This is a genomic window from Pseudarthrobacter sp. PS3-L1, from assembly GCF_030063285.1.
Lineage (GTDB): Bacteria > Actinomycetota > Actinomycetes > Actinomycetales > Micrococcaceae > Arthrobacter.
Genome location: NZ_JASISU010000001.1, coordinates 730,410 through 748,491 on the forward strand (window position 1 = coordinate 730,410; position 18,082 = coordinate 748,491).

Below are 18,082 nucleotides of genomic sequence, written 5' to 3' on the forward strand. Positions count from 1 at the left end.
GGCTGGCATAAGAAGCCGGTCAACTCTATGGTTGGAACGTGACTGAGCCAATTCTTGACGCTGCCCCTGCCCTTGATTTCAACCTCTCGAGCCTTCCCAAGGTCTCCCTGCATGACCACCTTGACGGTGGCCTGAGGCCTGCGACCATTATTGAACTAGCCGAGGCTGTGGGCCACACACTTCCGTCAACGGATACCGTTGCACTGGGCGAGTGGTTCCGCGAATCCGCCAACTCGGGCTCACTGGTTCGCTACCTGGAGACTTTTGACCACACCATTGCCGTGATGCAGACCCGCGAGGGGCTGATCCGCGTCGCCAAGGAATTTGTTGAGGACCTCGCGGACGACGGCGTTGTGTACGGCGAAGTGCGCTGGGCCCCCGAGCAGCACCTCCAGAAGGGCCTCTCGCTTGATGAGGTTGTGGAGGCAGTCCAGGAAGGCCTTGAAGCCGGTATCGAGGCGGTTTCCGATTCAGGCCGCGAGATCCAGGTGGGTCAGCTCATTACCGCCATGCGGCACGCTGACCGCGGCCAGGAAATAGCCGAACTCGCTGTCCGCCACCGGAACAAAGGCGCTGTTGGCTTCGATATTGCTGGTGCCGAAGACGGTTTCCTCCCGGCCCGGTTCCGTGACGCATTCACTTTCTTGGCCGAGAACAACTTCCCGGCAACAGTGCATGCTGGTGAGGCGGCGGGGCTTGAGAGTATCCAGTCCGCCCTCGTCGACGGACGGGCGCTTCGCCTGGGCCACGGCGTCCGCATTGCCGAGGACATCATGGTCGAATTCGAGTCCGACGAAGAATCAGATGATCCGGAGGACAACATTGGCCTCGTCACCCTGGGCGACCTTGCCAGCTGGGTCCGGGACCGCGGGATCGCACTTGAAATCTGCCCGTCCTCAAACCTGCAGACCGGCGCTATCGCCAACTTCGGTGAGGACATTGAGAGCCACCCGGTGGACATGCTCTACCAACTTGGTTTCAACGTCACGATCAATACCGACAACCGCCTCATGAGCGGTGTCAGCCTCACGGACGAATTCGAACTCCTGGTCGAGACTTTTGACTACGATCTAGATGATCTCCTGGAACTGACCCTCAACGCTGCCGAGGCTGCCTTCCTTCCCCTGGAAGAGAAGGAAGCCCTGGTGGAGTACATCAACGAAGCCTACGAAACCCTTGGCTGAGACCCCCTCTGCGCCTCTTGGCCAGTCCGCCTTCCGGCGGACTGGCCAAGGTGGCCAACTTGGGGACCTCCTGGAGACTATTTCTGCCCTCCGGGAACATTGTCCCTGGATGGCAGCTCTGACCCATGAGTCGCTGGTGGAGTACCTTCTTGAGGAATCCCACGAGGTTGCCGAGGTCATCGAGTCAGGCGCTGGCATCATCGATTCCGAGCTTCGGGACGAGCTGGGCGATGTCCTGCTCCAGGTGGTGTTGCATTCACAACTGGCCCACGAGCGGGGATCTTTCAGCTTTGCCGATGTTGCCGGGTCCATCAATGCCAAGATGATTCGCCGAAACCCCCACGTGTTCCTACCCGACGGTTCACTGCGGGAGACGTTTCCGGCAACCGTGGACCAGATCGTGCAGACATGGGACGAGGTCAAGAAATCTGAAAAACCCCAGCGAACAGATCCCTTTGACGGTATTCCACAGTCCCTCCCGGCCCTCGCTCGCGCGCAGAAGACCCTGGATCGGGCAGAACGGTCGGGTCATCAACGACCCTCGGCGTCGGCACAGCATGGCGACCTGATCTCCGAAGCTGAACTCGGTGACCAGCTTTTTGCACTGGTGGAAGCCGCACGGGTTTTCGGTTTTGACGCTGAGCGTGCCCTGCGGGGGGCCATTACCACGTATCAAACGAACACCCTCCCGCCGCACACCAGTCCATTGGTTGGATAAGCGAGGTGTAACACGCAGCACTCTGGACTAGGCTGGGTGCTGACGAGGACGTCCATTTTTCCTGCATTTTCCCTGTAGACCGCTTCACCATAAAGGAGCACATCCATGGCGCTTATCGATGCCATCCACGCACGCGAGATCCTTGATTCCCGCGGCAACCCCACCGTAGAAGTTGAAGTCCTGCTCTCGGACGGCCAGATTGGCCGCGCAGCGGTTCCGTCCGGCGCGTCCACCGGCGAGCACGAGGCAGTCGAGCTCCGCGACGGCGACAAGGGCCGTTACCTCGGCAAGGGCGTCCAGAAAGCAGTTGACGCGGTCATCGACCAGATCGCCCCCGCCCTGACTGGCTTTGACGCCACCGACCAGCGCAGCATCGACCAGGCCATGATCGATCTGGACGGGACCCCGAACAAGTCCAAATTGGGTGCAAACGCTATCCTGGGCGTCTCCCTCGCAGTAGCCAACGCTGCCGCTGCCTCGGCAGACCTGCCGCTGTACAAGTACCTGGGCGGCCCGAACGCTCACGTTCTGCCGGTTCCGTTGATGAACATCCTCAACGGTGGCTCGCACGCTGACTCCGATGTTGACATCCAGGAATTCATGGTTGTTCCTCTGGGCGCCGAGACGTTCTCGGAAGGCCTTCGCTGGGGCGTCGAGGTGTACCACGCGCTCAAGGCAGTGCTTCAGTCCAAGGGCCTCGCAACGGGCCTTGGTGACGAAGGTGGCTTTGCCCCGAACCTGGAGTCAAACCGCGCCGCTCTGGACCTGATCCTGGAAGCCATCACGAACGCTGGCTACACCCCGGGCAAGGACATTGGGCTTGCGCTGGATGTGGCATCCTCGGAATTCTTCACCGATGGCGCTTACCAGTTCGAGGGCAAGGCACTGACCGCAGCGGAGATGAGCTCGTACTACGCGGAACTCGTTGCCGACTACCCGCTGGTCTCCATTGAAGATCCGCTGGACGAAAACGACTGGGAAGGCTGGAAGGCCCTCACCGATGCAATCGGTGACAAGGTCCAGATCGTTGGCGATGACCTGTTCGTCACCAACCCGGAGCGTCTGCAGCAGGGTGTAGACACCCAGACCGCCAACTCGCTCCTGGTCAAGGTCAACCAGATTGGTTCCCTGACCGAGACCCTCGACGCCGTATCACTGGCCCAGCGCGCTGGGTACACCACCATCACCTCGCACCGCTCCGGCGAGACCGAGGACACCACCATTGCCGACATCGCAGTGGCCACCAACGCAGGCCAGATCAAGACGGGTGCCCCGGCGCGCTCAGAGCGGGTTGCCAAGTACAACCAGCTCCTGCGCATCGAGGAAGAGCTCGACGACGCTGCGCGCTATGCAGGCCGCAGCGCTTTCCCGCGTTTCAAGGGTTAATTACAGCCCACCACAGGACCGGCGGTTATGGTTGAAAGACCATAGCCGCCGGTTTTGTTTTCGGTGCACGTCAGTTGGGCCGCAGGCCGGAACAGATACAGGAGTGTCATGGCTACCCGCCGTCCCCACGTTCCCAGGGTTACCCCCAGCCGCAAGCCTGCTGCGGAAGAACATCAGGCAGCGGACGTCATCCGGGCAGATTTCGGCCATGCAGCTGCTGGCAAGATTTCTCCTGCAGGACGCTCCACAACCGCTGGTTCATCAGGACCAACCGTGCAGGATCAGTCTGCTGGCAGGGAACAGGCTTCGGGTGGGGGGAAAGCCGCTGGGCTCAACGCAGGGCAAAGTGCGGTGGGTCGATCTGGTGGCAAGGAGCTGGCTGTCCCGACTGGAAAGTCTGTCGCCCTGAGTGCTCCGCAGAGGCCGCAGGGGGATGCCGACGGACCCGTGCCCGCCAAGGGTTTTTCTGGCAGGATGCTGGCGCTTGCGGTCGTGATGATCGCGATCACCATCATGCTGGCCCCCACCGTCAAGATATTCCTGGACAAGCGAGCCGAAATCAGTGCGCTAAACGCAGACATTGCTGCCCGCCAGGAAGAACAGGCTGGACTCAACCAGCAGATTTCACGCTGGCAGGACCCCAACTACGTCAAGCAGCAGGCCCGTGATCGGATTAACATGGTGATGCCAGGGGAAACCAGCTACTGGGTCTTCGGGACTGACGGCGTTCCGGCCGAGGATTCTTCAGAAGCGGCCGCGCCGTCGGAGAATCCCGCCAACACGCCGTGGGTTGACGCAATGTGGCAGTCGATCACGCGCTCCGGCACCGACTGATCACCAGGACTCCCACCCGTACCCTGTTTTGAGACTTTCCCGGGCCGGCCGCTGCTCCCAGGGATAACGTCACTGCACGCAGGATACAGACTCCATCAGCACCATGCGGGCCCTCCGCAGACCTCGGCAACTGGCCGGTGGCACCCAGGGCAGGAAGGACAGCAGTTCCAGTGGATACACACCAGGCCGCAGACATCCCAGAAGATCTGGATGCCAGCACTGCAGCACAGGCGGGGGAGCCTGCACGACGTGCGTCGCCAAGCCCCAGTACTCCGTCCGCACATGACCTTGAGGTCCTGAGCCGGCAACTCGGACGGCCCGTGCGTGACGTGGTGGAAATTCCGGCACGTTGCGTGTGCGGGAATCCCCTGGTGGCGGCCACAGCACCCCGCCTCAGCAATGGCACTCCCTTTCCCACCACGTACTACCTCACGCATCCGGTCATCACCGCCGCTGTGTCCCGCCTGGAAGCTGGGGGCACCATGGGCGCCATGAATGAGCGCCTCAGCGTGGAGGCTGACCTGCAAGAAAGCTATGCGGCAGCCCACGAGTCCTATCTCGCGGCACGGTCTGCCGTTGGGCTGCGCGCCGGTACTGGACCGGTACCCGAGATTGCGGGCATCTCCGCGGGAGGTATGCCCACCCGGGTCAAATGCCTGCATGTCCTGGTAGGCCATTCACTGGCTGCCGGCCCCGGTGTCAATCCACTCGGCGACGAGGCACTGGGCCTGATCGGGGAATGGTGGACTGCAGACCGCTGCTGGTGCGATGGCGCGTGGGACACCGACGGAGTAACACCCTCGCAGGACCTCAGCAGGCACGGACCGCAGGGCCTGCCAGCCATGGTGGGACGGCCAGCTCCGGTTCGGCGCAGTGCCGCGCAGACAGAAGGTGCCCAGTGACGCGTGTGGCCGCGATCGACTGCGGCACGAACTCCATCCGACTGCTGATTGCTGATGCTGTCCAGGACGGTGATGCCTGCACCCTTGTGGACATAGTGCGTGAGATGCGGGTAGTGCGTCTGGGCCAGGGCGTTGACGCGACAGGGGAGTTGGCGCCGGAAGCCCTCAAGCGCACCTTCGCGGCCGCGGCAGACTATGCTGCCCTGATCCGGGAGCATGGCGCCGTCGCAGTGCGCTTTGTTGCCACCTCGGCAAGCCGCGATGCCAGCAACAGGCACGTCTTCGTGGATGGCATCAAAGACCTGCTGGGAGTTGAGCCCGAAGTCATCAGTGGAGACGAAGAAGCTGCCCTGTCTTTCGCCGGAGCCAGTAGTGTCCTTCCCATTGCGGCGGGCGATCACGTTGTGGTGGTTGACCTCGGGGGCGGCAGTACCGAGTTTGTCCTTGGTGACGCCGGGGGCGTGGAGGCAGCAAAGTCTGTGGACGTCGGCTGTGTCCGGATGACCGAACGGCATCTGCTTGGCGACCCGCCCACACTGGAACAGATCACCGCAGCAGAGGCCGACGTCGACGCCGCCATTGACGCCGCGCTGGCTGTTGTGCCGCTGCAGCGCGCGACGGCACTGGTGGGCGTGGCAGGTTCCGTCACCACCATCACCGCCCACGCACTCCACCTGACGGAATACTCGGCGTCGGCTATCCATGGCAGGGAACTGGACCTCAAAACCATTGCCGCTGCTTGCTCCGAGCTCTTGGCTATGACACGGGAGCAGCGCTCGGTGCTGCCGTACATGCACCCGGGCCGCGTCGATGTCATTGGCGCCGGCGCGCTCGTGTGGCGACGCGTCGTCAGCCGTTTAGCGGCGTTGAGTGATGGTCGCATCGAGTCGGTGATGACCAGCGAACACGATATCCTTGATGGAATTGCCCTCAGCATCGGCCGGAACCAGCCGCGATGACCGGGAACCCCACACTGAGCATCGGAACGTTATGACCAGATCACCTGGCCGGATTGCCCGGGTATCAGCTGCGGCCACCGCCCTACTCGTCGCAGGCCTTAGCGCCACCCTTGGAACTGCCCCGGCTGCGCACGCCGAGGAGATCAGGGACAAGCAGTACTGGCTCAGCGAATACGGGGTGACCAAGGCCTGGGAAATTTCCAAGGGCGCAGGGGTCAAAGTTGCCGTGATCGACAGCGGGGTGGATGCCAGCCACCCGGATCTGAAAGGTGCAGTTACCGGCGGCTATGACGCCTCGGGCGCCGGCTCCGCCAACGGCCAGAAGGGGATTGGGGCCGAACCGGAGCACGGCACCCTGGTTGCCTCCATGCTTGCTGGCAGGGGCCACCAAAGGCCGCCCGCACCAGCGCCGAGCAGCTCTGCCAGTCCCAGCGCATCGCCAACACCGGATCCTGACCTCAAGGGTGCGGACGGAATTATCGGCGTTGCCCCGGAAGCTGAACTGCTCTCCGTATCAACGTGGCTCGGCTCCGAGAATCCGGCGGGGAAGAGCGACCAGGACCAGATTCCCGAGGCCGTCCGCTGGGCAGTGGACAACGGGGCCCGCGTCATCAATATCTCCCTCGGCAGCACATCGCCGCAGTGGCCACAGAGTTGGGATGCCGCGTTCCTGTATGCCGAGCAGAAGGATGTGGTTATTGTCGCCGCGGCAGGAAACAGGGTTGGTGGCAATGTCCAGGTAGGCGCACCTGCCACCATTCCGGGCGTCCTCACCGTTGCTGGTCTGGACCGGAACGGTGTGGCGAGCGTGGATTCGTCATCCCAGGGCATCAGCATTGGCGTGGCGGCCCCGGCTGAGGATCTCGTAGGGGGGCTTCCCGGTGGCGGATATGCCGAGTGGGCTGGAACATCTGGCGCCACGCCCATCGTGGCTGGTATTGCTGCCCTGATCCGCTCTGAATGGCCTGACATGACAGCTGAACAGGTCATCAACAGGATCGTTAGTACAGCCAAGGATGCTGGAGCTCCCGGCAAAGACCCGCTCTATGGGTTCGGTGTCATGGATGCCAATGCGGCGCTCAGGGCCGATGTAGCCGACGTGGACACCAATCCGCTGGGCAGCATCGCAGACTGGATTACTGTGCATCGGCGCGGCAGCCTCGAAACGACACCCGCCAAGCCTGCCGAACCGGCTCCTTCGGCTGTTCCCACCCTGCCAGCGGCAACCATCCCCGTAGCAGTTGCCCCCCAGCGAATGGATGGGATGGTCACCGGCACTGTTGTCGTCGGGGCTGGCGCCGTGTTCATCCTGGTCCTGGCGGGTGCAGGAATCCACCTTGCCAGGGCAGCTAGAAGTGCCTCATCCCTGCGGGAGGATCCTGATACCGGCGTCATGGATCAGGTGGGTTCAGGTGAGCGCAAGTAGTTAGTGAAGATTTTCACAAACTGCTGTATTCTGGAGCCATGGCAATCACTCCCCAGCTCCAGGACCGTCCCCGTGTGCTCGTCGTCGGCGGTGGCTATGTCGGCCTGTACGTAGCACTCAAACTGCAGAAGAAGATCGCGAATGCCGGTGGCATTGTCACCCTCGTGGATCCACTGCCCTATATGACGTACCAGCCCTTCCTCCCCGAGGTCGCCGGCGGCAACATTGAACCGCGCCACGCTGTGGTTTCGCACCGCCAGCACCTCAAGCAGACGGAACTCATCCAGGGTCGGGTCACCTCGATCGACCACGTCAACCGCACTGCAGTGGTTGCCCCTTCCGAGGGCGGCGAGAACATCGAAATTCCGTACTTCGACGTGGTTCTGGCAGCGGGCGCCATCACCCGTACATTCCCCATCAAGGGACTGGCGGACAAGGGCATAGGCCTCAAGACCATTGAGGAAGCTGTTGCGCTTCGCGACAAGGTCCTTGACCGGATCGAGGTTGCCTCGGTCATGACGGACCCCGCAGAACGCGCCCGAGCCCTGACCTTCGTTGTTGTTGGTGGCGGTTTCGCCGGCATCGAGTGCATCACCGAAATGGAAGACATGGCCCGCGCGGCTGTCAAGAACAACCCGCGCATCAAGCAGGAGGAAGTTCGCTTCGTCCTGGTCGAGGCCATGGGACGGATCATGCCCGAGGTCACCGCTGCCCAGGCTGACTGGGTTGTCGAGCACCTCCGCAGCCGTAACATCGAAGTCCTGCTCAACACGTCCCTGGACAACGCTGAGGGTTCGCTCAAGCTCATCAACCTCCCGGACAAGACCCCGGCCCAGGAATTTGAAGCTGACACCCTGGTGTGGACAGCTGGCGTCATGGCCAACCCCATGGTCCGTTCCACCGATTTCCCGCTCGAGCCCCGTGGACGCGTCCGGGTGCTTCCCGACCTTCGCATTGCAGGCGATGAGGGCATCATCGAGCACGCCTGGGCTGCCGGCGACATTGCAGCTGTTCCTGATCTCTCGGGCACAGGCCTGCCAGACGGCACGTGTGTCCCGAACGCACAGCACGCACTTCGCCAGGCCAAGCGCCTTGCCAAGAACCTGTGGGCTTCTCGCTGGAACAAGTCGCTGACTGACTACAAGCACAAGAACCTTGGTGCCGTGGCCGGATTCGGCCAGTGGAAGGGTGTCGCCAACATCAACCTCTTTGGTCGCATTGGCCTGAAGGGTCCGCTGGCGTGGCTCGCACACCGTGGCTACCACGGCTTCGCCATGCCGACGGTGGAGCGCAAGTTCCGTGTCATTTCAGGCTGGCTCTGGTCGCTCTTCCTGGGCCGCGACACCACGCAGCTGCTGGATCTCGACAACCCCCGCGGAGCTTTTGTTGCTGCCGCCACTCCTGCCCCGAAGCCGGCAGCCAAGGTTGAGGACACCAAAACCGACGCTCCCATTGCTGGTGCGGAGGGCTCTGCTGAAAAGACCAAGGTAGACCCGAAGGAACCGGTGACGGCGGAAGCGAAGTAAGTATCTGAATCTGTCGACGGCGGTTCTCCATCTGGAGGGCCGCCGTCGGCATTTAACTGCCCTTTGGGACGCCGACGTTCCATCCCCGGACGTACCCCACGGAGTCAGTGTCTAGACTTGTCGCATGATCGCAGAAACACTCCTGGCAACCCTCCTCGCCTCATTGCGGCCAACCCTCGTCCCGGGGGAATGGGTTTTTGTCAGCGTCCCGCGCGATTCCCCTGTACCGGCCGAGTGTGCGGCCACTGTTCTTGAGGCTGAGGGACGGACCCTTGTCCTGCCCCGCCTGAAAGCTGACCAGCTGGGGCTTGAATACGACTTTGTGGCGGCGTGGATCACCCTGGAAGTCCGCTCATCACTGGAGGCCGTGGGGCTCACCGCAGAAGTCAGCAAGGTCCTCGCAGAGGCGCGGATCAGCTGTAATGTGCTCGCAGGGTTGCATCACGATCACCTGCTTGTTTCGGTTGCCGATGCAGCCCGAGCAGTCGAAACACTGCAGGAGCTTTCTGCCCGGCACGCGCAGGTGCCGCTGAGCCCCATAAGGTTGCGGGCGGAAGAAGCCGCCGACCGGCCAGCCATCCTGGCCCTGGTGTCTGAAGCATTTGCTCTAGCACCCGCCACGGGGTTGCCGGTGGAGGGTGAGCCACAGGAAGCAGCCATGCTCCGGCACTTGTGGGAGCATTCGGCTTATCTCCCCGGTTTCAGCCTCGTGGCGGAGAGTGCTGGCAAGGTGGTGGGGTACGTCATCAGCACCCGCGGATCTGCCGACGGCCTCGACCTGTTGGCGCTGGGTCCGCTGGCGGTGGCACCGCGGCTGCAGCGACACGGAGTCGGCAGTGCCCTGGTCCACGAATCCATCCATCGTGCCAACGCTGCGGGGGAACGTGGAATTGCGCTCCGCGGAGACCCTGGGTTCTACCAACGGTTCGGCTTCGTCTCCGCGGCGTCGCTTGGCGTTGAGTCTCCCGACCCAGGGTGGAAGGAGCACTTCCAACTCCTGCCCCTGGCACTGTGGCCCGGAGGGGTCCATGGTGCCTTCACTTACGCGCACCAGCAGGAGCGATTCTGACCGGTACGATATACCGGGGCCCCAATAGCCCAATTGGCAGAGGCAACAGACTTAAAATCTGTGTGTTGTGGGTTCGAGTCCCACTTGGGGTACTGACGAAGCGGCTCCGGACCCCCTGTGGTTACAGGGGATCCGGAGCCGCTTCTGTTCCATTGCAGCCTCCGCGCAATCCGTTGGGTGGGAGTTTCGGTGAGATGTCGGGGTGGGATGGCAGCCCCTTGCGACGAAGGGCCCCTGGAACCGGATGGATGTGGCGCCAGTTGCAGCCGGTGACCGCTGATTTCGGCCAATTGTGCGGATTCCAAGTTCCGCGTAATCTAGGCAAGTCCGATCTAGAAAGATCTCGCCAGCTGGGGTGGCGCAGGACTTAAAATCTGTGTGTTGTGGGCTCTAGTCCCACTTGGGGTACAGATCCAATGCCACGTCTCATCCGAAGGTTGTACCGTGTTCCGAGCCTTTTCACGTCTTGGCGCCTTGGCGCTAGTGGTCCTGTTCAGTTTTTCCCTCGTTCCTACTGCACCCGCGTTTGCGGTGCCCAGCGTGGCGTCGCCTGTCGTTCCGGCTGCGCTCGTCCGGCAGGACAACAGCAAGGAGATTATTGCTGTCTTTGACGCAATTAATGCCTACCGGAAGGCCAATGGGGTACCAGCGGTTCGCTACAACGCGAAGGTCAGCCGGATGTCGCAGGAATGGGTAGCAGCGATGGCCTCCCGGCAGGCAATCGAACACAATCCGGGCTTCCTCAATGATTCTCGGGCTGTCGGGTGGAATGCCGCAGGGGAGGTCATCGCCGTCAGGTGGGACCGTAAGGCCGCCGCGCTGGTGGATTGGTGGAAGAGCTCTCCCTCGCACAAGGCGGTTCTCTTGGACAAGCGGATGACAGTGGTTGGCTTGGGTATCAGTTTCACCAATGCAACAAATAACTACAGCATGGCTGGCCTGGCGAACTTCTTTGGCTTCACCAAAGCGCCCGCCGAGACGTACGCGACGCCCAAGGACTACTTTGGCTTGGCTGGGACTGCCAAAGACCCCATCACGGTCAAATATTCGTCCGCCGGAGGGCTAAAGGCTCTCGGCGCCGCCACGGGTAAGCAGGTGACTGGATTGGCCGCCGGCGGACGAGTCCAGGAATACGAGAAGGCAACCATTTCCTGGTCTCCAGCTGCGGGCGCAGCAATTACAGGCGGCGCCATCCGTGCCCTCTGGCGTTTCAACTGGGCCCAGGACGGCTACCTTGGGTATCCAGTCTCAGATGAGGCGGCTGGGAGAGGGGGCTCCCTCCAGGTGTACGAACGCGGTCGCTTGGCTTGGACCCTCGAGGGCGGCGCCGTCAATCTCAGCGGCGCTATTGGACCCGCTTGGGCTTCTTCCGGAGGTCCTTCGAGCGCCCTGCGGTATCCGATTCAGAACGAGCGGTCAGTTCCCGGCGGTGCGGTCCAAAACTTCCAGGGGGGTCAGTTTTTCTGGTCACCTTCAACCGGAGCCCACTTTGTTTTCGGTGGTATCAAGGGGACATGGGAACAGATGGGTGGAAGCCAGGGGTATTTGGGTTTCCCCCTGACGAATGAGCAGTACGGCTTTCGAAGTGGCGGTGCCGTCCAGGAGTTCATGCGTGGGGCGGTGACCTGGAGCCCGTCGACCAACACCCATGTTGTTATCGGGGGGATCTTCGGGACATGGAAGGCCAATGGAGGTGCAGCTGGACGTCTGGGGTTCCCGGTGACCGGCGAATACCCGGTTAAAGGTGGTGCCGCACAACGCTTTGAAGCGGGAACCATTACGTGGACCAGTGCCGGTCCGAAGGTGGTTTCTTCGTAGCTGGGAGTGCCGCGGAGTGCAGTAGTTTACGGACGTTCGGGGTCTGGGGATCGGCGTTCGATTTCTGAGAGAAAACTACTGTTATAAGGCTGTGACCTAAGTCACTTTTGTTCGCGGGGAATATAGATTAGCTTGAAGCTCAGCCAGGAACACCTGGCCATTCGTATCAAAGGCCGTTCGCACCTTTCGATCGAGGAGATTCTTAATGATTTCAGTCCACCCAGGTGCGCCCCGCGTTGCCAAGCTCACAGCGCTTGGAATCGGAGTCGCCCTTTTGGCTACCGCATGTGGCGGTACCTCTGAGCCGGCCGCATCTGAAGGCAGCTCTTCCGCTACGACCACGTCGGGTATTTCCTGCCCGGCACCCGGAGAGGGTGCAGGCGCTGGAAGCACTGCAGCCGCTGTGGACACCGGTGCTGTCCCGGAAACTAAAACCGTCAGTGATACCCCGCTGAAGCTCGGCACTCTTCTTCCCACTACCGGCTCGCTAGCATTCCTGGGCCCGCCCGAAATCGCGGGCGTAGGCCTGGGCCTGAAGGAAATCAACGACGCAGGGGGAGTGCTCGGCAAGCCCGTTGAAGTCATCCAGCGAGACTCAGGCGATACCAAGACTGATATTGCTACCCAGTCGGTCTCCGATCTCCTGGGCCAGGGCGTCAGCGGCATCATCGGTGCCGCATCGTCAGGTGTCTCCAAGACAGTCATCAACCAGATCACCGGCGCCGGCGTTATCCAGTTCTCCCCGGCCAATACCTCTCCAGACTTCACCACGTGGGATGACAAGGGCCTGTTCTGGCGAACTGCTCCCTCGGACGTCCTGCAGGGCAAGGTCCTGGGCAACTACATGGCAACGTGTGGCGCCCAGACCGTGGGCATGATCGTCCTCAACGATGCCTACGGAACCGGTCTGGCCACCAACATCAAATCAGCCTTTGAAGCAGCAGGCGGCCAGGTTGTTGCGGAGGAGCTCTTCAACGAAGGCGACTCGCAGTTCAGCAGCCAGATTGACAAGGTCATTGCGGCCAAGCCGGATGCCATTGCCCTGATCACCTTCGACCAGGCCAAGAGCATTGTTCCGCTCCTGACCGGTAAGGGCGTCGACCCTACGCAGATGTTCCTGGTGGATGGAAACACCTCCGACTACAGCAAGGACTTCGATCCGGGTACATTGAAGGGCGCTCAGGGCACTATCCCAGGCACCTTTGCCAAGGACGACTTCAAGAAGTCCCTGCTCACTGTTGATCCGGCGCTCAAGGACTTCAGTTACGCAGGCGAGTCTTACGACGCCATCAACCTGATCGCACTGGCAGCTGAGGCTGCTGGCAGCGTCAAGGGTCCGGATATTGCAGCGCAACTGAAGGGCGTCTCCGAGGAAGGGGAGAAGTGCATGAACTTCGCCTCCTGTGTCACGCTCCTCCGTGAAGGCAAGGACATTGACTACGACGGAAAGTCAGGTCCGGTCACGTTCTCCGACGCTGGTGATCCTACAGAGGCCTACATCGGGATCTACGAATACCAGGAAGACAACACCTACACCCCCGTCAAGGAAGAATTCGGCAAGCTGTAAACCGCCTTTTCCCAGCGACAGATGGAAAGCCCCGGCCTTTGGTGGCCGGGGCTTTTCGCTGTTCAGCCACCTGACGTCCTGACGGGCCGACCAGCGTCAGCACCAGTGATCTTCACGCCCCACACCGTTTCCTGCGACGGTGACGAATGCCGCGATTCACAGTTACACTCCGTCCCAGCGCGGGAGGGGCCAGTTGGCCACTGGACACACTCCTGATGCAGCCGTAGGTGCCAGCTCGGCGCCCTGCAGGGCCTCCTGCGGCCATCGTGGAGTGCACAGGGGTGGCAGCCGGTTTCACAGACGTCCACGCCCGCTACGGAGCCCCGTCCTGACGCAAAGACTATGGGTGCAGGGGAAGCGGACGCAAAGAAGGAGCCGCCCCACGTTGGGACGGCTCCTTCTCTGTGATCTTGCTCGGTAATCTTCGAGTGTTCGCGGGAAAAATCTGCTGTCCTGGGCTTCAGCCCGGGCCTAGGCCCGGCGTGCCTAGTCGGAATCGGCCAGGGTGCCCAGATACAGCTGAATGACCTTCGGGTCTTTCATGAGCTCCCGGCCAGTGCCTGTGTAGGCGTCACGGCCCTGGTCCAGAACGTAACCCCTATCGCAGATCTGGAGGCAACGACGCGCGTTCTGCTCCACCATGATCACTGAGACCCCGGCGCGGTTGATTTCGTGGACCCGCAGGAACGTCTCATCCTGCTTGACGGGGGAGAGGCCTGCAGATGGTTCGTCCAGCAGCAGCACTGCAGGATCCATCATCAGCGCCCTTCCCATGGCGACCATCTGGCGTTCTCCACCCGACAGCGAGCCGGCCCGCTGCGCACGTCGCTTGCCGAGCTCGGGGAAGAGACCCGTCACGAAGTCGAACCGGTTGGCAAAGTCCTTTGGCCGCTGGAACATCCCCATCTGCAGGTTTTCCTCGATGGTCAGGGCCGCAAACACGTTGTTGGTCTGCGGCACAAATCCCACGCCCTGCGTGACAAGTTTGTTGGCCTTGAGTCCGGTAAGGTCCTGACCGCGCACCACAACCGTTCCTGAATGCACCTTGACGAGCCCAAACATCGCCTTGAGCAGGGTTGATTTTCCAGCTCCGTTGGGGCCGATGATGCCGATAAGTTCGCCCTTGCGGGCCTCTATGTTGCATCCGTTGAGGATGTTGACCCCGGGGAGATAGCCGGCAACCAGATCGGTAACCTTGACCACAGCTTCCTCGGTGGCCGTAGAACCCGCAGCTGCTGCGGGGCTGGTAGCGCTCATGGCGTGTCCTTTTCTGTTCGGCTGTGCGGCTGTCCCGTCACAGTTTCGACGCCGATGATCCCGGCGTCCTCGGTGCCTACCACCGACTCGTCATTTGCCTCGAGTTCGGCTTCCAACTCCCGGATGCCCTCGGCATCACCCAGATCCACGTCGTGGTGGGCCCCAAGGTAGGCATCGATGACTGCCGGATTTTTCATGACCTCGCCGGGCGGTCCTTCCGCGACGACCTTCCCCTCGGCCATGACCACTACCCAGTCGGCGATGTGGCGCACCATGTGCATGTCATGCTCCACAAAAAGCACTGTCATACCATCAGCCTTGAGATTCTTGATGTGATCTAGCAGGGACTGGGTCAGCGCAGGATTTACTCCTGCCATCGGCTCGTCCAGCATCACCAGTTTGGGCTGGACCATCAGTGACCGGGCCATCTCAAGAAGCTTTCGTTGCCCACCTGAGAGGGAGGCTGCATAGTCGTCAGTTTTGGCATCGAGCTTGAACTTCTCCAGGAGTACTTCGGCCTGCGCCGTAATTTCTTTCTCCCGGCCGCCCCAGATGTTCTTGAACAGGGCCTTGCCCAGGCTTTCGCCAGGCTGGTTCGCGGCGCCAAGGCGCATGTTTTCCATTACCGTCAGCTTGCCCATGACCTTGGTCAGCTGGAACGTTCTGACCATGCCCATCCGGGCCACCTTGTAGGAGGAAACCCCTGCAAGGCTCTTGCCCTCAAACGTCCAGGTACCCGAATTGGGCGTGTCGAAGCCGGTCAGCAGGTTGAACAGGGTTGTCTTTCCTGCGCCGTTGGGTCCAATCAGTGCAGTGATCTTGTGACGCGGAATCTCAAGATAGTCGACGTCGACGGCGTTGATGCCGCCAAAGCTACGGGTCACGTTTTCGGCCACGACAATGGGGTCGCGCTTCTTGCACCCAGGCAACGCTTCACCAACGGCGATTGGCCTGCTGTCGGTCATAAAGTCCACGCCGGTGTCCGTGGTGTGCTCACTTGAGGTACTCATGCGAACGCCAACTCCTTCTTGTTACCGAACACGCCTTGCGGCCGGAAGATCATCAACAGCATCAGGGCCACACCCACCAGGATGTAGCGGAGCTGACCTGCCTGCGCCGTGGTGAGCCAGGTGATGGCACCGGATTCGATCAGTCCGTAAAGGATGCTCTGCGTCAAGGAGAGCACCACCCAGAACATCATGGCGCCGATCACGGGACCGAGAACTGTGGCCATGCCACCGAGGAGGAGGCAGGTCCAGAGAAAGAACGTCAGTTCTGTCCCATAGTTAGCCGGCTGCACGGCGCCGCGAGGGAGCGTGAAGATCATCCCTGCCAGCGCGCCAAGCACACCGCCGATGATCAGGGCCTGCATCTTATAGGCGTACACGTTTTTGCCGAGGGAGCGCACTGCGTTCTCGTCCTCGCGGATGCCCTTGAGGACACGGCCCCAGGGGCTCCTCATCAGCAGCCAGACAAGGATGCAGCAGATGATCACCACGCCCCATCCGACAATACGGATGAAGAAGTCCCGGTTGTTCATGCCCAGATAGGAGCCCTCAGGGAAGGGGTTCATGGAGTAAAATCCACCCTCGAAGGCTGCCAGCCCATTGGCTGAACCAGTCACTGCGGTCAACTGGTTGGTGGTGACGATGTACCTGACAATTTCCGCGGATGCGATCGTCACAATGGCGAGGTAATCGGCCCTCAGGCGCAGCGTGGGAATGCCGAGCAGGAGGGCGAACAGTGTGGCGCACACAATGGCAATCAGGAGTGCCACAAAGAAGGGCACCCCGAAGGTGAGGGTAGAGACGGCGAAGCCGTAAGCTCCCACCGCCATGAAACCTGCCTGTCCGAAGTTCAGCAGGCCGGAGTAACCGAAATGCACGGCGAGGCCCAGGGCCGCGAGGGCGTAGGCCGCCGTCGTGGGGCTGAACATCTCGCCGAGTGCGCTGGCAAATATGTTTCCGAAGTCCATGGCAGTCTCCTAACCCACGCGCTCGCGGCGACCCAGGATGCCCTGTGGCCGGAAGAGGAGCACAACAATCATGATGAAAAGCGCACCGACGTACTTGAGGTCGGCGGCCAGGCCAAAAACAGTTGTCAATTCAACAAAAATGCCAACAACTACGGAGCCGATGAGGGCACCGAATACTGTGCCCAGCCCGCCGAGCGTCACGCCGGCGAAGATCAGAAGCAGGATCTGGGACCCCATGTCAAAAGTGACTCCGGGCCTGTAGTACGCCCAGAGGATACCGCCCAGTGAAGCGAGTACGCCGCCAGTGATCCAGACAATCCGGATGACGGAGTCCACGTCGATTCCCGAGGCTGCGGCAAGTGACGGGTTATCTGCCACGGCCCGTGTTGCCTTACCGAGGCGTGTCTTGAGGAGTACCACGCCCACTATCGCAATGACCACTGCGCTGATGACCAGGGACCAGAGATTGTTGGGCGAAATGGAGATGGGTCCAATCTGGACCTCTGCACTCTGTGCGTAGGGCAGCTGTTGGGTAGCTCCGCCGAAGAAGAACTGGATCACGTAGCGAACCGCCAGGGCCAGGCCAATGCTGACGATCATCATGGGAACGAGTCCGCTGCCGCGTTTGCGCAACGGGCGCCAGAGTCCGGCATCCTGGGCATAGCCGAAAACGCCTCCACCCACCAGCGCGAACAAGATGGAAAGCCAGAACGGCAGTCCAAGGGCATTGAAGCCAAAGACCAGAACGGCACCAAGGGTGACCATCTCGCCGTGTGCAAAGTTGGTCAGGCCGGTGGTGCCAAAAATCAGGGACAGGCCAACGGCAGCCAGGGCGAGCAGAAGTCCGAAGCTCAGTCCGGCAACCAGGCGATTAAGCAGGTTTTGTCCGAAGTCCTGCTGCTGGACCACAATGCCCTTGCCGAAGGCGAAGATCACCGAGAGATTCGAGGTCTGGCTGAACGTGACGTCCCTGGGGTTGTCCTGCCCATCGGCAAGCTTGATGCCTTCCGGCAGCGTCGATTCATCGAGTTCCACCGTGTACGTGCCCTGCTCTGGAACACCGATGTTCCACGAGCCATTGGCCGCAGATGTGGCTGTGCCCGTAAACGTTCCGTTGGTTGCCGTTATGGTGACCTCGGGAAGTGGCGCGCGGGTGTCATCCCGCAGGAATCCGCTAATGCTGTTCTGGAACGATTGGTCCGACGGCGGTGCACTGGGAGCCGGCGTCGACGCTAGGGACGCAGGGGCTGCGACCAGCAAGATTGCCATGACAAAGGATGCAACGGCACCCATCATCATGAACAGTCCGCGGGGCCGGATATGCAACCGTCCTCTTGGTGTTCTTCTCAAAATCGGATACCTCCACGTGGGGGTAGGGCGGCTGAGAGCCGCAGTCAAAATGCGAATGGACCGGGTGTGGCCCAGGCGCCACCTCACCGGCACCTGTTTGTGATCTCCGTC

15 protein-coding genes and 1 tRNA gene are annotated in these 18,082 nt (G+C 61.4%); 12 read left to right on the forward strand and 4 right to left on the reverse strand.

What is annotated here, in order from left to right; genetic code table 11:
* Positions 1–38 precede the first annotated feature (38 nt).
* The 12 genes from QMG79_RS03400 to QMG79_RS03455 all read left to right on the forward strand — a co-directional run bounded on the left by QMG79_RS03400 (position 39) and on the right by QMG79_RS03455 (position 13,389).
* Positions 39–1,184, forward strand: a complete 1,146-nt coding sequence (locus tag QMG79_RS03400) for an adenosine deaminase (protein WP_283537147.1) — start codon at positions 39–41, stop codon at positions 1,182–1,184.
* 109 nt (positions 1,185–1,293) lie between these two features.
* Entirely contained in the window at positions 1,294–1,902 is a 609-nt protein-coding gene (locus QMG79_RS03405) for a MazG nucleotide pyrophosphohydrolase domain-containing protein (RefSeq protein ID WP_283537148.1), read from the forward strand.
* Between the two features lie 105 nt (positions 1,903–2,007).
* Complete coding sequence (gene eno, locus QMG79_RS03410) at positions 2,008–3,288, forward strand: phosphopyruvate hydratase (protein ID WP_283537149.1); 1,281 nt, start codon at positions 2,008–2,010, stop codon at positions 3,286–3,288.
* A gap of 108 nt (positions 3,289–3,396) precedes the next feature.
* Positions 3,397–4,122: an FtsB family cell division protein gene (locus QMG79_RS03415; protein WP_283537150.1), complete on the forward strand. Its 726-nt coding sequence runs from the start codon at positions 3,397–3,399 to the stop codon at positions 4,120–4,122.
* A 206-nt stretch (positions 4,123–4,328) separates the two neighbouring features.
* Complete coding sequence (locus tag QMG79_RS03420) at positions 4,329–5,024, forward strand: DUF501 domain-containing protein (protein WP_283537355.1); 696 nt, start codon at positions 4,329–4,331, stop codon at positions 5,022–5,024.
* Positions 5,021–5,983: a Ppx/GppA phosphatase family protein gene (locus tag QMG79_RS03425; protein WP_283537151.1), complete on the forward strand. Its 963-nt coding sequence runs from the start codon at positions 5,021–5,023 to the stop codon at positions 5,981–5,983. The genes QMG79_RS03420 and QMG79_RS03425 overlap by 4 nt, the downstream gene beginning before the upstream one ends.
* A 31-nt stretch (positions 5,984–6,014) precedes the next feature.
* Entirely contained in the window at positions 6,015–7,409 is a 1,395-nt protein-coding gene (locus tag QMG79_RS03430) for a S8 family serine peptidase (protein ID WP_283537152.1), read from the forward strand.
* 38 nt (positions 7,410–7,447) lie between these two features.
* Complete coding sequence (locus QMG79_RS03435; protein ID WP_283537153.1) at positions 7,448–8,935, forward strand: NAD(P)/FAD-dependent oxidoreductase; 1,488 nt, start codon at positions 7,448–7,450, stop codon at positions 8,933–8,935.
* 124 nt (positions 8,936–9,059) lie between these two features.
* Positions 9,060–10,004: an N-acetyltransferase gene (locus QMG79_RS03440; RefSeq protein WP_283537154.1), complete on the forward strand. Its 945-nt coding sequence runs from the start codon at positions 9,060–9,062 to the stop codon at positions 10,002–10,004.
* An 18-nt stretch (positions 10,005–10,022) separates the two neighbouring features.
* Positions 10,023–10,096 (forward strand) — tRNA-Leu (locus tag QMG79_RS03445).
* Between the two features lie 352 nt (positions 10,097–10,448).
* The gene (locus QMG79_RS03450; RefSeq protein ID WP_283537155.1) at positions 10,449–11,822 is read left to right on the forward strand and encodes a CAP domain-containing protein; all 1,374 of its coding nucleotides are present in this window, start codon (positions 10,449–10,451) and stop codon (positions 11,820–11,822) included.
* Between the two features lie 205 nt (positions 11,823–12,027).
* Positions 12,028–13,389 carry an ABC transporter substrate-binding protein gene (locus QMG79_RS03455; protein WP_283537156.1) on the forward strand — a complete coding sequence of 454 codons (1,362 nt, stop codon included), beginning with the start codon at positions 12,028–12,030 and terminating at the stop codon, positions 13,387–13,389.
* 486 nt (positions 13,390–13,875) lie between these two features.
* On the opposite strand, the gene QMG79_RS03460 is transcribed toward QMG79_RS03455, so the two are convergent.
* From QMG79_RS03460 to QMG79_RS03475, 4 genes are read right to left on the reverse strand one after another with little or no spacing between them, the layout of a single operon-like run.
* Positions 13,876–14,646, reverse strand: coding sequence for an ABC transporter ATP-binding protein (locus QMG79_RS03460; RefSeq protein ID WP_283537157.1), 771 nt, complete (start codon positions 14,644–14,646; stop codon positions 13,876–13,878).
* Positions 14,643–15,656 (reverse strand): ABC transporter ATP-binding protein, encoded by a 1,014-nt coding sequence (locus tag QMG79_RS03465; protein ID WP_283537158.1) that lies wholly within the window; start codon positions 15,654–15,656, stop codon positions 14,643–14,645. The genes QMG79_RS03460 and QMG79_RS03465 overlap by 4 nt, the downstream gene beginning before the upstream one ends.
* Complete coding sequence (locus QMG79_RS03470) at positions 15,653–16,621, reverse strand: branched-chain amino acid ABC transporter permease (protein WP_283537159.1); 969 nt, start codon at positions 16,619–16,621, stop codon at positions 15,653–15,655. The genes QMG79_RS03465 and QMG79_RS03470 overlap by 4 nt, the downstream gene beginning before the upstream one ends.
* A 9-nt stretch (positions 16,622–16,630) precedes the next feature.
* A complete protein-coding gene (locus QMG79_RS03475) occupies positions 16,631–17,914 on the reverse strand; it encodes a branched-chain amino acid ABC transporter permease (RefSeq protein ID WP_283537356.1) in 1,284 nt (427 codons plus the stop codon).
* Positions 17,915–18,082 lie beyond the last annotated feature (168 nt).

Excerpts from the sequence above, each read along its gene's own strand:
- QMG79_RS03405 (WP_283537148.1), top strand. The coding sequence starts at position 1,294 with ATGGCAGCTCTGACCCATGAGTCGCTGGTGGAGTACCTTCTTGAGGAA.
- eno (WP_283537149.1), top strand. The coding sequence starts at position 2,008 with ATGGCGCTTATCGATGCCATCCACGCACGCGAGATCCTTGATTCCCGC.
- QMG79_RS03415 (WP_283537150.1), top strand. The coding sequence starts at position 3,397 with ATGGCTACCCGCCGTCCCCACGTTCCCAGGGTTACCCCCAGCCGCAAG.
- QMG79_RS03430 (WP_283537152.1), top strand. The coding sequence starts at position 6,015 with ATGACCAGATCACCTGGCCGGATTGCCCGGGTATCAGCTGCGGCCACC.
- QMG79_RS03435 (WP_283537153.1), top strand. The coding sequence starts at position 7,448 with ATGGCAATCACTCCCCAGCTCCAGGACCGTCCCCGTGTGCTCGTCGTC.
- QMG79_RS03440 (WP_283537154.1), top strand. The coding sequence starts at position 9,060 with ATGATCGCAGAAACACTCCTGGCAACCCTCCTCGCCTCATTGCGGCCA.
- QMG79_RS03455 (WP_283537156.1), top strand. The coding sequence starts at position 12,028 with ATGATTTCAGTCCACCCAGGTGCGCCCCGCGTTGCCAAGCTCACAGCG.
- QMG79_RS03460 (WP_283537157.1), bottom strand. The coding sequence starts at position 14,646 with ATGAGCGCTACCAGCCCCGCAGCAGCTGCGGGTTCTACGGCCACCGAG.
- QMG79_RS03465 (WP_283537158.1), bottom strand. The coding sequence starts at position 15,656 with ATGAGTACCTCAAGTGAGCACACCACGGACACCGGCGTGGACTTTATG.
- QMG79_RS03470 (WP_283537159.1), bottom strand. The coding sequence starts at position 16,621 with ATGGACTTCGGAAACATATTTGCCAGCGCACTCGGCGAGATGTTCAGC.
- QMG79_RS03475 (WP_283537356.1), bottom strand. The coding sequence starts at position 17,914 with ATGGGTGCCGTTGCATCCTTTGTCATGGCAATCTTGCTGGTCGCAGCC.